This is a genomic window from Acidovorax sp. DMC1, from assembly GCF_056314325.1.
This window is the reverse complement of the sequence record NZ_JBQUYO010000008.1, coordinates 272739-286968: the sequence shown is the minus strand read 5'-3', so window position 1 is coordinate 286968 and position 14230 is coordinate 272739. Positions and strand designations below refer to the sequence as shown.

Annotated in this window: 15 protein-coding genes; 4 read left to right on the top strand and 11 right to left on the bottom strand. The window is 60.6% G+C overall.

Annotated features, from left to right (window positions below; all coding sequences use genetic code 11):
- Window positions 1-283 precede the first annotated feature (283 nt).
- Window positions 284-1381 (top strand): bifunctional diaminohydroxyphosphoribosylaminopyrimidine deaminase/5-amino-6-(5-phosphoribosylamino)uracil reductase RibD, encoded by a 1098-nt coding sequence (gene ribD, locus ACT531_RS17630; protein WP_476018249.1) that lies wholly within the window; start codon window positions 284-286, stop codon window positions 1379-1381.
- Between the two features lie 125 nt (window positions 1382-1506).
- Window positions 1507-3408: an ATP-binding cassette domain-containing protein gene (locus tag ACT531_RS17625; RefSeq protein ID WP_476018248.1), complete on the top strand. Its 1902-nt coding sequence runs from the start codon at window positions 1507-1509 to the stop codon at window positions 3406-3408.
- Between the two features lie 72 nt (window positions 3409-3480).
- On the opposite strand, the gene ACT531_RS17620 is transcribed toward ACT531_RS17625, so the two are convergent.
- From ACT531_RS17620 to ACT531_RS17590, 7 genes are all read right to left on the bottom strand, one after another.
- Window positions 3481-4587 (bottom strand): protein-glutamate methylesterase/protein-glutamine glutaminase, encoded by a 1107-nt coding sequence (locus ACT531_RS17620; RefSeq protein ID WP_295943567.1) that lies wholly within the window; start codon window positions 4585-4587, stop codon window positions 3481-3483.
- A 15-nt stretch (window positions 4588-4602) separates the two neighbouring features.
- Window positions 4603-5352 (bottom strand): chemoreceptor glutamine deamidase CheD, encoded by a 750-nt coding sequence (gene cheD, locus ACT531_RS17615; RefSeq protein WP_476018247.1) that lies wholly within the window; start codon window positions 5350-5352, stop codon window positions 4603-4605.
- Between the two features lie 30 nt (window positions 5353-5382).
- The gene (locus ACT531_RS17610) at window positions 5383-6288 is read right to left on the bottom strand and encodes a CheR family methyltransferase (RefSeq protein ID WP_476018246.1); all 906 of its coding nucleotides are present in this window, start codon (window positions 6286-6288) and stop codon (window positions 5383-5385) included.
- Window positions 6289-6391: 103 nt separating this feature from the next.
- Window positions 6392-6880, bottom strand: a complete 489-nt coding sequence (locus ACT531_RS17605) for a chemotaxis protein CheW (RefSeq protein WP_015015794.1) — start codon at window positions 6878-6880, stop codon at window positions 6392-6394.
- A 54-nt stretch (window positions 6881-6934) separates the two neighbouring features.
- A complete protein-coding gene (locus ACT531_RS17600; RefSeq protein ID WP_476018245.1) occupies window positions 6935-9079 on the bottom strand; it encodes a chemotaxis protein CheA in 2145 nt (714 codons plus the stop codon).
- A gap of 40 nt (window positions 9080-9119) precedes the next feature.
- On the bottom strand, window positions 9120-9482 hold the full coding sequence (locus ACT531_RS17595; RefSeq protein ID WP_015015796.1) for a response regulator: 363 nt from the start codon (window positions 9480-9482) through the stop codon (window positions 9120-9122).
- A 49-nt stretch (window positions 9483-9531) separates the two neighbouring features.
- Window positions 9532-9978 carry a hypothetical protein gene (locus ACT531_RS17590; protein WP_056065760.1) on the bottom strand — a complete coding sequence of 149 codons (447 nt, stop codon included), beginning with the start codon at window positions 9976-9978 and terminating at the stop codon, window positions 9532-9534.
- Window positions 9979-10166: 188 nt separating this feature from the next.
- Here ACT531_RS17590 and ACT531_RS17585 point away from each other — a divergent pair, with 188 nt between their 5' ends.
- Window positions 10167-11276, top strand: coding sequence for a hybrid sensor histidine kinase/response regulator (locus ACT531_RS17585; protein WP_476018244.1), 1110 nt, complete (start codon window positions 10167-10169; stop codon window positions 11274-11276).
- On the top strand, window positions 11273-11902 hold the full coding sequence (locus ACT531_RS17580; protein ID WP_476018243.1) for a response regulator: 630 nt from the start codon (window positions 11273-11275) through the stop codon (window positions 11900-11902). The genes ACT531_RS17585 and ACT531_RS17580 overlap by 4 nt, the downstream gene beginning before the upstream one ends.
- Before the next feature lie 9 nt (window positions 11903-11911).
- Here the strand turns inward: ACT531_RS17580 and fliR are convergent, their stop codons facing one another.
- The 4 genes from fliR to ACT531_RS17560 form a co-directional block, all read right to left on the bottom strand.
- Entirely contained in the window at window positions 11912-12682 is a 771-nt protein-coding gene (gene fliR, locus ACT531_RS17575) for a flagellar biosynthetic protein FliR (RefSeq protein WP_260668603.1), read from the bottom strand.
- 126 nt (window positions 12683-12808) lie between these two features.
- Window positions 12809-13078, bottom strand: coding sequence for a flagellar biosynthesis protein FliQ (fliQ, locus tag ACT531_RS17570; RefSeq protein ID WP_015015801.1), 270 nt, complete (start codon window positions 13076-13078; stop codon window positions 12809-12811).
- 11 nt (window positions 13079-13089) lie between these two features.
- A complete protein-coding gene (gene fliP, locus ACT531_RS17565) occupies window positions 13090-13794 on the bottom strand; it encodes a flagellar type III secretion system pore protein FliP (RefSeq protein WP_110961880.1) in 705 nt (234 codons plus the stop codon).
- A 70-nt stretch (window positions 13795-13864) separates the two neighbouring features.
- Window positions 13865-14230: a FliO/MopB family protein gene (locus tag ACT531_RS17560; RefSeq protein ID WP_476018242.1), complete on the bottom strand. Its 366-nt coding sequence runs from the start codon at window positions 14228-14230 to the stop codon at window positions 13865-13867.

Genomic DNA, 14230 nt, shown 5'->3' with positions numbered 1-14230 from the left:
ACCACCCAGAGAGCCTGAACACTTTTGCACTCAGGTCTCAGTAGCGAAGCCCTCGACTATAGCACGCCTCACACCACTCAGCAGGGAAAACCCGGAGTTTGGGCCAAAAATCAGCACAGCCTACAGACTCATCAACAAACAACAGGCTCAACAGCGTCTGTTTAGCAAGGCAACGTTCGTTCGGGAGGCGACCCCGAGGATCGCATCAAGCGCGGTCTACCGAACGTCGCGTAAGCTGCTTCGGCTACAACCCATGCGAGCCGCTATTTCATCGACACCCACCATGACGGATTACACAAAGGCGGCACTAGAGCTCGCCCATGAAGCTCTCTACAGGACATCCCCCAACCCGCGCGTGGGTTGCGTACTCGTCGGCGAGGACGGCGCCATCATCGGCCAAGGGTCCACCCAACGCGCCGGGGGGCCTCATGCCGAGGTGATGGCGCTGCGGGACGCAGAGCAACGAGGCCACTCTCCTCAGGGCGCCACAGCTTACGTCACGCTAGAACCTTGCTCACACCACGGGCGCACAGGTCCTTGCTGCGATGCGCTCATTCAAGCGGGTATTGCCAGGGTCGTTGCATCGATTGCCGACCCCAACCCCGCAGTGGCAGGCAATGGGTTCGCGCGCCTGCGTGCTGCGGGGGTAGCCGTAGAGGTGGGGCCAGGAGCGGAAGCATCCCGAGAGCTAAACCTGGGTTTTTTCAGCCGGATGATTCGGAAGACGCCTTGGGTCCGCATGAAGGCGGCCGCCTCGCTCGACGGTGTGACGGCCTTGCACAATGGAGCCAGCCAATGGATCACTGGCCCCGCCGCCCGCGCCGACGGACATGCCTGGCGCGCGAGGGCCTGTGCGGTACTGACAGGCATTGGCACCGTACTCGCCGACAACCCGCGGCTGGATGTTAGGGATGTTCCTACCGAGCGACAACCTGCCCTTGTGCTGGTCGACAGTGCATTGGCAGTCCCCCTGGACGCCTTGCTTTTTGCGGCGAACCGGCCGACCTATATCTATACAGCGGTTGCCAACGAAGAGAAGCGCTGCGCGCTAGAAGCCTTGGGCACGACTGTGATCACCATGCCGAACAAGGCCAGCAAGGTGGATTTGCCCGCGATGCTGCAAGACCTGGGTCGCCGGGAGATCAATGAACTGCATGTGGAAGCGGGATACAAGCTCAACGGCTCATTGCTACGCGAAGGGTTGATCGATGAGCTGCTGGTCTATCTGGCACCCAAGCTGATGGGTGAAGGTATGGGATTGGCTCAAATGACTCCCCTGACGTCGCTGGCGGAGGCACATGCCCTCAGCTTCCATTCGGTGGACCGGATCGGGGACGACTTGCGCATCCTTGCTCGCCGGCAGGGGCGCGACCGCTTCTGACGAAAGCTCCGCCCAGTTTTTGATTTCAGAACTGGCCTGGTATTGCAGTCCAAACCGTCAAGTGATTTAGCCGTCACTGGCTTGTGTCCCGTCCCGTTCAGGCGCGGCACGGATAATCCGGCCCTATGGCACTTATCACCTTACTGGACGCCCAACTCGCATTTGGGCATGTTGCACTGCTGGATCACGCCGGCTTTTCCCTGGAGACTGCTGAGCGGGTAGGCCTGATTGGCCGCAATGGCGCAGGGAAGTCTTCCCTTCTCAAAATCCTGGGAGGGCTTGCCAAACCGGACGATGGCTCGCTGCAAGTTCAACAAGGGGTACGCATTGCCTTCGTCGCACAAGAGCCAACGCTGGACCCGAGTGCCACGATTTTCAAAGCAGCCTCTGAAGGGCTGCAGCGCGTGATTGCCATCCGCGATCAATATCTGTCTGGAGCGGATGGCCTGGATCTGGACGCCTTGCAATCAGAGATCGAGGCCTACGATGCCTGGAACTGGGAGCAGCGCGTAGAGGAGACGCTGCAGAGACTGCACCTGGACCCTGAAGCCGTGGTGGGCACACTCTCTGGCGGCACCAAAAAGCGCGTGGCGCTGGCACAGGCGTTGGTGGCACGCCCTGACGTGTTGCTGCTGGACGAACCCACCAACCACCTGGATCTGGATTCCATCGAGTGGCTGGAGGACTTATTGCTGGACTTCCCAGGCAGCGTCGTGACCATCACCCACGACCGGTCGTTCCTTGACCGTGTAGCCACCCGCATCGTGGAGCTGGACCGCGGTCAGCTGCGCTCCTACCCAGGTAACTTTGCCCAGTACCAGATCCAGAAAGAGGAGCAACTGGCGCAGGAGGCGGTGATCGCCGCCAAGGCCGACAAGCTGCTGGCACAAGAAGAAGTGTGGATTCGGCGCGGTGTGGAAGCGCGTCGCACCCGCAGCCAGAGCCGCATCAGCCGCCTGGAGCAGTTGCGCGCCCGACGGGAGGCCCGCCGCGAAGTCGTGGGTAGCGTCCGCATGGACGTCGCCACCGGTAGTTCCAACGGGTATCAGGGCAAGATCGTGGCAGAACTGCAAGGGGTGAGCAAAGCCTTTGGGGACAAAACCATCGTCCACAACTTTTCCGGGACGATCCTGCGCGGGGACAAGGTAGGCCTGATCGGCCCGAACGGCGCAGGCAAAACCACGCTGCTCAAAATGATCCTGGGCGAGCTGCAGGCCGACAAAGGCACTATCCGGCAAGGAGCCAACCTGCAGGTCGCCTACTTTGACCAGATGCGCCATGCCGTGAACCTCGACGCCACGCTGGAAGACTTCATCAGCCCAGGCAGCGAATGGATCGAGATCGGCAACCAGCGCAAGCACGTCAAGAGCTATCTGAGCGACTTTCTGTTCTCCCCAGCGCGCGCCCACTCGCCGGTGCGATCACTGTCCGGCGGGGAACGCAACCGTCTGCTGCTCGCCCGGCTGTTCGCCCGGCCAGCCAATGTGCTGGTGCTGGATGAACCCACGAACGACCTGGACATCGACACCCTGGACCTGCTGGAAGAACTGCTCGCCAACTACGAAGGCACGGTGTTCTTGGTCAGCCATGACCGCACCTTCCTGGACAACGTGGTGACCAGCACCCTCGCCTTTGAAGGCAATGGCCTGTGGCGCGAGTACGAAGGCGGCGTGCAAGACTGGCTGCTGCAATCCAAGCGCAGCCGCTCGCTTCAAACCGGTGCCGCGGTGCCTGCCAAACCCTCCACACCGGAAATTTCAGACAAAAACCCACCGGAGCGCTCATCGAATAAGCCTGCGCAGCTATCAAAAAAGAAGCTTAGCTACAAGGAGCAGCGCGAACTGGAGCAACTGCCCGACTTGATCAGTGCGCTGGAGGCTGAGCAGAAAACCATCCAGGACGCACTGGCCGACGGGTCACTCTTTGGCACGGATCCGGCGCGCGCAGCCGCCATGACCAGCCGCGCTGCCGCCATCGACGAAGAGCTGATGACGGCGTTGGAGCGCTGGACGGCACTCTCTGAATAGTGAGCCTCTGCCCCCAACGTCAAGTAAAGGGGGCGGGGATTGCCCAGCCCCGCCAATAGCGGGCGATAGTCCTCAGATGCGATGGTGCAAACGGTCCGTCGTTCCGCGCAACCGGGCGATCAAGGCCGGAGCGATCTGCCCCAACGGCAACACCTCATCGGCAGCGCCATGGGCAATAGCCTCGCGCGGCATGCCAAACACGATGCAGGTTGCTTCGTCTTGCACGTAGTTGTAGCTGCCCGCGTCTTTCATCTCCCGCATGGCCACCGCGCCGTCATTGCCCATGCCCGTGAGCATGATGCCAAACGCGTTGCGCCCCACCACCGCCGCAGCGGACTTGAAGAGCACCTCGACCGAGGGCTTGTGGCGATTGACCGGTGGGCCATCGTCCACCACCGCCACATAGTTGGCGCCACTGCGGGCCACATGGAACTGGGTGCCTCCCGGCGCGATGTAGGCGTGGCCCGGCAGAATGCGCTCGCCATTCACCGCCTCCTTGACGGTGATCTGGCACAACCCGTTCAAACGGGCCGCAAAACTGGTGGTGAACCCGGGGGGCATGTGCTGGGTGATGACGATCGCGGGTGAATCCGCAGGCATCTGGACGAGCACCTCCTTGATGGCCTCGGTGCCCCCGGTGGATGCGCCGATGCAGATGAGCTTTTCGGTGGAAAGACGCCCCAGCAGACCCGCAGCCGGTGCGGCATGAGCGACTGCTGCGCTTCCCGCCGAACCTGCTGCTGGGGCTGCATCACGCGCCGGGGCGCGGCGCACCTGGGCGACGGCAGCAACGCGGATCTTGTCCACAATCTGCGCCGCCAAATCATTGAGCCCGCTGGCGAGCCCCACGCGCGGCTTGGCCACAAAGTCCACAGCGCCCAACTCCAGCGCTTTCATGGTGACCTCCGCGCCACGCTCGGTAAGCGTGGAGATCATCACCACCGGCGTGGGCCGCAGGCGCATGAGTCGCCCCAGAAAATCGATGCCATCCATGCGCGGCATCTCGACATCCAGGGTGATGACATCCGGATCAAGTTCGCGAATCATCTCGCGCGCCACCAGGGGGTCATTGGCGGTGCCAATGCACTCCATGTCCCGCTGGCGATTGATGATCTCTGACAGCAGACTACGGACCAGCGCCGAATCGTCCACCACGATCACCCGGATTTTCCTGCTCATTCACTCCAACCTTTATCAAAACAGATCCACAGAACCACCCGAGGTGGTCTTGGCCACGGTGGCCGCATTGCCCCGGACTTCCTGGGCCACGAGTGCTTCGGGATGGGCATGTGCCAGCCGCTTCACCATCGCCTTGCCGGTCACCGGAAAGAAAACCACCTTGCGCGGGTAGATGTCCAGCACGTCCTCGGAGACGATGGGAATGCGCTCGGTGTGCAGATAGTTCAGCACAAAATTCGTATTGCGCTCACCCACGTTCATGGTGGTGAAGTTGTGCATCACCTGGGCACCGCCAAAAATCTTGGCCTGCATGGTTTCGCGGCGGGCCCCCAGCTTGAGCATTTCGTTGATCAACAACTCCATCGCATAGGAGCCATAACGCCCCGACGCATCCGCCAGGTCGCCGTCAGGCAGCATGAAATGGTTCATCCCTCCCACGCGTGCGCGACTGTCCCAGAGGCAGGCGGCGATGCAGGAACCGAGCACGGTCATGATGACCATGTTCTCATCCGACACGAAGTACTCGCCCGGAAGCACTTTCACAGCGTTGTGCTGGAAGTGGTGATCGAGATAAAAAAACGAGGCCTCTCCCGGCTTGCGGCTGCGGGCCTTTAGTTCCTGTAGCGACGACTCCCTTGCAGGCCCATTGCCTGATGCGTAGATGTCCGCGCTCAGCGGTGCGATGCGCGGAGCGCGGCGCCTTTCGGCCGAGCCGGGCACCGTTGGGGCAATGGAAAGGGATGAACCTGTGGGAATGTTGGTCATGGGTGCAATGTGCAGGACAACATGGACAGGTCAGCGGCGCTCGTACACCGTCTTGCCACGCAGGGTGAACAGATCTTTGGACTCGCTGAAGTTCTCCGCGTGCCCCACAAACAGCATGCCACCCGGCTTGAGCACGCGGTGGATTCTTTCGAGCACGCGCCGCTGCGTGGGTGCATCAAAGTAAATCATCACGTTACGGCAGAAAACCACGTCAAAAGGCTCCTTGAACGGCCAATCGTCGCGGATGAGGTTCACACTCATGAAGTCGATGGCGCGCCGCAACTCCGGCTTGGCGCGGACCATGCCCGCGTTGCCGCCTTTGCCTTTGAGAAAGAATTTCTGCAGACGCTCCGGACTCAAACCCTTGACGCTGTCGAGCCGGTACACGCCCTGCGCCGCAGTGGCCAGCACACGCGAATCAATATCACTGGCTGTCAACTTGAAAGAGGCGTTGGCACCAAGCGCCTCCAGGGCGGTGATCACGATGGAATACGGCTCTTCGCCCGTGGAGGCCGCGTTGCACCAGACCCGCCAGTTGGCAGACGGCTTGGAGCGGAGGTGCGACGCAAAAATCTCGAAATGATGCTGCTCACGAAAGAATGCCGTGAGGTTGGTGGTCAGCGCATTCACGAACTCCTGCCACTCCGGCCCGTCGTGGGTCTCCAGCCAGCTCAGATAGTCATGAAAGCTGGTGTGCCCCGTATCGCGCAGCCGCCGCGACAGGCGGCTGTAGACCATGGCGTGCTTGCCATCGTGCAAGCTGATGCCAGCGCGCTGATAGATCAGCGCCTGAACACGGGCAAAGTCTGCGTTGGTCCAGACAAATTCACGCCCCTGGGCCAAAGGGCCAGAGGGCGCCGCCGCTGCGGCATGTGCAGGATCTACCCTGGCTGGGCCTGACCGGACTGACGCCGAAGCACTGGTGGTTTGGGCCATATTGATCGTCCGAGGGGAAGTCCTGTTCGCTCCAAAAGGTCTGCAAGCCTTGCTCACAGCCTGAGGTGCGCCTGCGCCACCACGGGCTGCTGACTGCGGCGCCTTACTCGTTGGCGGTGACCAGACCCATGTCCACGCTGGACATGAGCTTTTCAATATCCAGCAAGATCAGCATGCGCTCGCCCACGGACCCCAGGCCCAGGATGCAGCTGTTGTCGATCGCGCTCTCGATATCGGGGGCCGACCGGATGCTCTCTGGCGTCAACTCCATCACATCGCTCACCGAGTCCACCACGATACCTACCACCCGGTTGCGCAGGTTGAGGATGATGACCACCGTGAAACTGTTGTAGTCCGCCTGCGCACAGTTGAACTTGATGCGCATGTCCACGATAGGAACAATCGTGCCGCGCAAATTGACCACGCCCTTGATGAAGTCCGGAGCGTTCGCAATGCGGGTCGGAGGTTCGTAGCCGCGGATTTCCTGCACCTTCAGGATGTCGATGCCGTACTCTTCCTGGTCGAGGCGGAACGTCAGATATTCACGCGCCCCCGTGGGTGCCGCGTCTGCAGTTTTACCGATCACACTCATGGTGCATTCTCCTTTCATGGCGGCGCAGCGCCTTTGAGGCGCTCACACCTGTATTTAGTGGCGCGCCCGGCGCACCAAACCACCCGTGTCCAAAATCAAGGCCACGGTGCCGTCACCCAAAATGGTGGCACCCGACACATTGGGCACCTTGCGATAGTTCGACTCCAGGTTCTTGACAACCACCTGGTGCTGGCCCAGCAACTCATCCACCAGCAAGGCCACACGGCTTCCGTCCGCCTCAACCACCACCATGATGTTGCTGGATTTGTTGAGGTCAAAGCGCGGAACCTGGAAGATCTTCTCCAGCGCGATGACAGGCATGTATTCGTCGCGCACCTTGACGAGCTGCGAGCCTTGCGCCACGGTGCTGACATCGTCCGCATTGACCTGGAACGATTCCACCACCGACGACAGGGGAAGGATGTACACCTCTTCGCCCACGCCCACCGACATGCCATCCATGATGGCGAGCGTCAGCGGGAGGCGCACGGACACCTTCATGCCGTAGCCCTCTGCCGAATCGATCTCCACAGAGCCATTGAGCGCTGCAATATTGCGTTTGACCACGTCCATGCCGACACCACGGCCGGACACATCCGTCACCTCGTCGGCCGTGGAAAAGCCTGGAGCAAAAATCAGCTGCCAGACGTCGGCATCGCTCATCTGATCGGACACCTCGATGCCGCGCTCCTGGGCCTTGCTGAGAATCTTTTCGCGCGACAGGCCACGACCATCGTCACGCACCTCGATCACGATCGACCCCCCTTGGTGTGACGCCGACAAGGTGATGGTGCCGTGCTCGGACTTGCCCTTGGCCAAACGATCGGCTGGCATTTCGATGCCGTGATCACAGCTGTTACGCACCAGGTGGGTCAGCGGGTCGGTGATCTTTTCGACCAAGCCCTTGTCCAATTCGGTCGCCTCACCCAGGGTCACCAGTTCCACCTTCTTGCCCAGCTTGTTCGCCAGATCGCGCAGCATGCGTGGGAAGCGGCTGAAAACGATGGACATTGGAATCATGCGGATCGACATCACCGACTCTTGCAAGTCGCGTGTGTTGCGATCCAGATCGGCCAGCCCGGCCAGCAACTGCTGATAGGCCCCAGCATCGAGGCCCCGGCTGTTCTGCGCCAGCATGGCCTGCGTGATCACCAGTTCACCCACCAGGTTGATCAGTTGATCGACCTTCTTCACATCCACGCGGATGGTGGTGGACTCCATCTGGGCCTGCATCGCCACTTTGGGCTCGGCGCTCGCCTTGGGAGCCGCTTTGGGAGCTTGTGCGACAGGCGCGTGAGCAGCCGCTGCAGCCTCACCATGGGGTGCGCCGGGCGCACCATTGAAGAATCCGTAAGGCGCTTCGCCCCCGGAGGTATCTACGGCAACCACAGGCTCGTCGTCTGCCTCCGCGGCGGCAGCCTCGCCAGGGGCGGCTGCGTCACGAATCAGCACCTGCTCTTTGGCAACATGGAACGCAAACAGGTCCAGCAAATCGTCGTTGGTGGACGTCGTTTCCACTGCAAAGACCCGCGTATTGGCTTGGCTGCCCGGAACATCGCGGATCGAACCCAGACCGGGGATATCTCTGAACAATTCTTTGATCGCATCGGCCTGCTCAGGGCGGTCCAGCGGGCCGATCTGGATTTCCAGCTGCCGCGCCTGCCCTGGCACAGCAGGCGCAGGAGCCTTGGGTACCTGAGCCGGGGCGACCGCAACAGGCGCGGGCGCAGGAGAAGGCGGAGGGGCAGCCACAGGCGCGGCGTTACTGGGGACCAAACCCGCAGCCAGATCACTGATGCGACGCACCAAGGAGGTGGTGGAAACCGCCTCACCCTGCCCACCCGCCTGATGCCGTGCCAGCAGGCTGCGCGACGCATCCGCAGATTCCAGCAAAACATCCACCATCTGAGGGATGGGTTGCAATTCATGGCGGCGCAGGCGATCGAGCAGAGACTCCATCTGATGGGTCAGTTCGGCCACATCCGAAAACCCGAAAGTGGCGGAGCCGCCTTTGATCGAGTGAGCGCAGCGGAAGATGCCGTTGAGCTCTTCGTCGTTGGCACTGCTCAGGTCCAGATTCAAGAGCATTTGCTCCATCTGGTCGAGGTTCTCACCCGCTTCCTCGAAAAAGATCTGATAGAACTGGCTGAGGTCGAAGTCAGCGCCTGCACCTGATCCTTCTTGATAGGTTTCCGCCATGGTGGGCTCCTGTGTACTAAATGATCTCAGTCAACCCGTCTCAGCGGATCACTTTCTGGATGACTTCGATCAGGCGATTCGGATCAAAAGGTTTCACCAGCCATCCTGTGGCGCCCGCCGTGCGGCCCGCCTGCTTCATCTGATCGCTCGACTCTGTCGTCAGGATCAGGATGGGGATGGTCTTGAATTTGGGGTGCTCGCGCAATTTGCGGGTCAACCCAATGCCATCCAGGCGCGGCATGTTCTGGTCAGCCAGCACCAAGTCGATGTTGTGCGTCTCAGCCTTTTCGAGGGCATCTTGCCCATCCACTGCCTCCACGACGTGGTAGCCGGCACCAGTCAGGGTGAACGACACCATTTTGCGCATGGAAGGTGAATCATCAACGGCAAGGATCGATTGCATGTATGGCTCCAACTGACTTGAATATATAAGGTAACCAGTGATGTGAACGTCAGAACAGGTCCACCGAACCTGCATCCATCTCGCTTTGGGTGACAGGGTTCGGCCTGTCGGGCGCCATCTCCGCAAAGGGCGCGGCATCTTCACCTTCTTCGTGCCCCATGGCTTCCGAGGCCAGGCGGAAGGCACAGCCTTGTAACACCTTGGTGGTGTGCCATATCAGCTGGGAGGCCATGTCCTGGAACTGCAGTTCGGTCACCGCACTGCGCAGCGCTGTCCGCGCAGCCACGAGCTCAGGCGAATCGGCCACCACGGCATCTGTCAACATGGCATTTGCCTCACCAAACCGCTCCAGCAGATTGTCGGTGGCGTGGTTCAGCAAGCCTTCCAGGCGATGCAAGTCATGCATCACGACCAGCAAGGAGTCCTGCAACTCTGCCGCCACCATGACGGGAACCTGGACAGCAGGTCCTCCAGGCGTTGTTAGCGTAGATTGCATCGTTTCTCCATCGCAGCACGTAGCAGCAAAACACGCAAATACACAGGACTACGATAAATGCATCAGTAACCTGCCCAGGTCCCCGTGCAAACCGGCACACCCACGTCCATTGGACGCTGACGTACAAACCAACCCAACCGGACAAACACCCTTGTTTGTTCCAATTTGTATCCTATGATAGCGCTCCTATGGGCCCTGCAGCATCAGACCAGACCCTTGAAATCCTGCATCTTGAAGATTCACCGGCCGATCACGAATTGGCGGCACGTGCTTTGCGTCGGTCCGGGCTTCAATGCCACCTCCAGCGGGTGGACACCCTCTCAGAATTCCAAAGACTGACGGATACCCTTCACTTTGACATCATCCTGGCAGATTACCGTCTGCCCGGCTTCACCGCATTGGATGCGTGGGCCCATGTGGCGCAAAAACCGCAGCATCCGCCTTTTGTACTGCTTTCGGGAGCCATCGGCGAACCTGCTGCGGTGGACGCAATGCGGCTCGGGGTAGCGGACTATGTGCTCAAAGACGATATTCAGCGCCTATCCCACGTCATTGGCCGGACTCTGGAGGTGCACCAAGCTCGCAACGCACGCGAGCAAGCCATTGCCGAACTGGCAAGGTCACAGCGCCGCCTGGCCGAACTGGCCGAGCACTTGCAGACGTCCATCGAACAAGAGCGCGCCGCCATCGCCCGCGAGATCCACGACGACATTGGTGGTGCATTGGCCGCCGTGCGCTTTGACATGGCATGGATTGGGCGCCACAGCACCGACCCGGTCATGCAAGAACATGCCACATCGGCGGCAGACATGTTGCAACACGCCATTGGTGCCAGCCAGCGCATCATGATGAACCTGCGCCCGCCCATCCTGGAACAAGGGCTGGTGGCGGCTGTCCAGTGGCTGGCTTCGGGCTTTGAGCGCAGGACCGGTATCCCTACGCGATTGCAGAGCAGCAGCGACACCATCGACACCCCGCCCGAGATTCAGCTGGTGGCTTATCGCACGGCCCAAGAGGCATTGACCAATGTCACCAAACACGCACAGCCCAGCAAAGTAGACATTGAGCTGTCTGACAAGGAAGGCGTTCTGACCCTGGAAGTCGCGGACAACGGCCGTGGCATGGATACCACAGTTCGCGACAAACCCAAGGCCTTCGGTCTCAAGGGCCTTCAAGAGCGTGCACGCACCGTCGGGGGCTGGCTGGATATCAGCAGTCGCCTGGGTCAAGGCACATCGGTCATCCTCTCCATCCCGCTACCATCTCCCGATACATCCGTACCAGGAGACGCTCAGTGATTCATGTCGTCTTGTGCGACGACCATGCCGTTTTGCGGCGCGGCATTCGCGACACACTTGCCGAAGCACCGGACATTCAGGTGACCGGGGAAGCAGGCGGGTACTCCGAGCTGCGGGAAGTCCTTCGCACAGCCGCCTGCGATGTTCTACTGCTGGACCTGAACATGCCCGGGCGCAGCGGACTGGAAGTATTGACCAGCCTGCGCGAAACCCATTCCAGCATCAAAGTGCTGGTGGTGTCGATGTACCCCGAGGACCAATACGCATTGCGCTGCCTCAAGGCGGGCGCCCAGGGCTACGCGAACAAGGCCGGCGACCCGGTGGAGCTGATTGCAGCCGTACGCACGGTAATGCAGGGGCGCAAGTACCTGACCGCCGAAGTGGCCCAGATGCTGGCCGACAGCCTGGCCCAGCCCACGCCCGAGGCCCCCCACGCGGCGCTGTCAGAACGCGAATTGCAGACCCTGGTCAAGATCGCCTCCGGTCGGCGCTTGTCGGACATTGCCGAAGAATTGATGCTGAGCCCCAAAACGGTGAGCGTGTACCGATCACGGGTTCTCGAAAAATTGAAGCTTTCGAACAACGCGGAACTGACGGTCTACGCGATCCGCAACCAGCTGGTGTAGCTGGATTGACTACCTGCCGGCAGAGAACAGATCCACAGCCTGCTGCATCAACGCCAACACCGGTTGCTCGAGCATCGGCAGTGTTGCTGCAATCCCCAGCATCCCCACCGTGAGCGTGACGGGGAAGCCCACTGCGTAGATATTCATTTGCGGCGCTACGCGCGAAATGATGCCCATGGTCAGGTTGACGAACAACAGCAACGCGATCATGGGCATGGCAATCCAGAGAGCGCTGGAAAACAGAGAAGCTCCCAGTTCATGCAAGCGCATCTGCCCGAGCGCCTGCAAAAAATTGCCATCCACAGGAAAGCGGTCAAAACTCTTGACCACAGCCATCAAGATCAACAAGTGGCCATTGATGACAATGAATAGCAGCATGGACATATGACCAAAAAACCGCGCCACGGCACTGATCTGTCCATTGGAGGTAGGGTCAAAGAATGAAGCGAAGTTGAGCCCCATCTGCAGCCCAATGATTTCCCCAGCCAGCTCGACCGCCGTGAACACGAGGCGGACCGAAAAGCCAATCGCCAGCCCCACGGCCACCTGCTGCGCCACCGTGCCCAGCGCCTCACGACCGTTCACGCTGATGACAGGCTGCTCACCCAGAACACCTTGCGCGCAGAGCGCCACCAAGAACGCCAAGCCAATCTTCACCCGCATGGGGACGACGCGCATGGAGAACACCGGCGCCACAGAGAACAACGCGAGCACGCGCAAAAAGGGCCACAGGATGGGAGACAGCCACGCCATGATCTGCGCTTCCGAGAAGGTAATCACGCTCCTCCTCCCATGATTTGGCTACGGCGCTTTGCAGACCCGGTTGCCTCCGCCCTACACGTCGAACTCAGACCCAAGCCGTCCGCCGTCATCCACAGACAAGCTGGTGCCCCAGTTGCCATGGCACTATCCGATCATGGACGGGATCGATTCGATCGTCCTGCGAATGAAGTCCACCAGGGTACTGAGCATCCAGGGACCCGCAATGGCAAACACCACCATCGCCGCAATCAGCTTCGGCACAAAGGCCAGCGTTGCCTCATGTATCTGTGTGACCGCCTGAAAAATACTGACCAGCAAGCCCACCGCCATGACCACGCCCAACACAGGCATGGAAATCATCAGCAGCAAGGTGAGGGCATCGCGCCCAATCGTCAGCACCATTTGTGAAGTCATAGCGAAATCCCTCAGGTGACGAAGCTGGCGGCCAACGAGCCAATCAGCAGGTTCCAGCCATCCGCCAGAACAAACAGCATGAGCTTGAACGGCAATGCCACCAGCACCGGCGACAACATCATCATGCCCAGTGACATTAGGATGCTGGACACCACCATGTCGATGACGAGAAACGGGATGAAGATCATGAAACCGATCTGAAATGCCGACTTGAGCTCACTGGTCACAAAGGCCGGCACCAACACACGAATAGGCGCAGTCTCGGCCGTCACCTTTGGGTCCAGGCGCGCGAGCCTGGAAAACAGCGCAAAGTCCGATTGCCGCGTCTGCTTGAGCATGAAGCTGCGCATGGGCGCCTCCGCCCTGTCCAGGGCCTGCTCAAAGCTGATGGTGTTGTTGGTGTAGGGAACGTAGGCGTCCTGGTACACACGATCAAGCGTCGGCCCCATCACAAAAAAAGTGAGGAACAACGACAAACCAATGATGACCTGATTGGGCGGTGCCGACTGCGTTCCCAAGGCCTGGCGCAGCAGGGACAACACAATCACGATCCGGGTAAAACCCGTCATCATCAGCAACACGGCCGGCAAAAATGACAGTGCCGTAAAAAACAGCAGGGTCTGAATGGGCACCGAGTAGCTGGTTCCAGAAGGCCCATTGCCGACCACCAGCGGCAACGCGCCGGCATTTTGAGCCCACACGGAGCTCTGCGCCATCAAGCCCACCGCGGCGACTGCCCATGGACCTAGCCGCCGAGCTCCGCGCCCTATCCGTATGGTGACCTGCTCAGACATGGGCGGACTTCCCCGCATCAGCCGACGCAACTCGCATCTCATGGGCAAACGATGGGCCTGCCGACAGTGACGCCCCCCTCACCTCCTCAGGCAGCTTGCCGACCACGGGTAACACGTGAAGGCAGCTGACCTGTTGTGCAGTCACGCCCAGCACCAGCCAGGTCCGCGCGTTTTCAGGGCCCACCTCCACCGTCACCACCCGCTGCTGGGGTCCAACGGCCACCGCAGACACCACGCGTGATGCCCCGCCAGTAGCCAGCGCTCCCGAGGACTGGCGTTGCTGAAGCCGGCGCGCCGCCCAGGGAAGCAAAGCCATGGCCCCCACAAACAGCACCACGACCAGCAGCGCCTGGTTCAT

What these genes read in the sequence shown, in the direction of transcription:
- ribD (WP_476018249.1), top strand. Translation starts at nt 284, where the DNA reads ATGACGGATTACACAAAGGCGGCACTAGAGCTCGCCCATGAAGCTCTC.
- ACT531_RS17625 (WP_476018248.1), top strand. Translation starts at nt 1,507, where the DNA reads ATGGCACTTATCACCTTACTGGACGCCCAACTCGCATTTGGGCATGTT.
- ACT531_RS17620 (WP_295943567.1), bottom strand. Translation starts at nt 4,587, where the DNA reads ATGAGCAGGAAAATCCGGGTGATCGTGGTGGACGATTCGGCGCTGGTC.
- cheD (WP_476018247.1), bottom strand. Translation starts at nt 5,352, where the DNA reads ATGACCAACATTCCCACAGGTTCATCCCTTTCCATTGCCCCAACGGTG.
- ACT531_RS17610 (WP_476018246.1), bottom strand. Translation starts at nt 6,288, where the DNA reads ATGGCCCAAACCACCAGTGCTTCGGCGTCAGTCCGGTCAGGCCCAGCC.
- ACT531_RS17605 (WP_015015794.1), bottom strand. Translation starts at nt 6,880, where the DNA reads ATGAGTGTGATCGGTAAAACTGCAGACGCGGCACCCACGGGGGCGCGT.
- ACT531_RS17600 (WP_476018245.1), bottom strand. Translation starts at nt 9,079, where the DNA reads ATGGCGGAAACCTATCAAGAAGGATCAGGTGCAGGCGCTGACTTCGAC.
- ACT531_RS17595 (WP_015015796.1), bottom strand. Translation starts at nt 9,482, where the DNA reads ATGCAATCGATCCTTGCCGTTGATGATTCACCTTCCATGCGCAAAATG.
- ACT531_RS17590 (WP_056065760.1), bottom strand. Translation starts at nt 9,978, where the DNA reads ATGCAATCTACGCTAACAACGCCTGGAGGACCTGCTGTCCAGGTTCCC.
- ACT531_RS17585 (WP_476018244.1), top strand. Translation starts at nt 10,167, where the DNA reads ATGGGCCCTGCAGCATCAGACCAGACCCTTGAAATCCTGCATCTTGAA.
- fliQ (WP_015015801.1), bottom strand. Translation starts at nt 13,078, where the DNA reads ATGACTTCACAAATGGTGCTGACGATTGGGCGCGATGCCCTCACCTTG.
- fliP (WP_110961880.1), bottom strand. Translation starts at nt 13,794, where the DNA reads ATGGCGCAGAGCTCCGTGTGGGCTCAAAATGCCGGCGCGTTGCCGCTG.
- ACT531_RS17560 (WP_476018242.1), bottom strand. Translation starts at nt 14,230, where the DNA reads ATGAACCAGGCGCTGCTGGTCGTGGTGCTGTTTGTGGGGGCCATGGCT.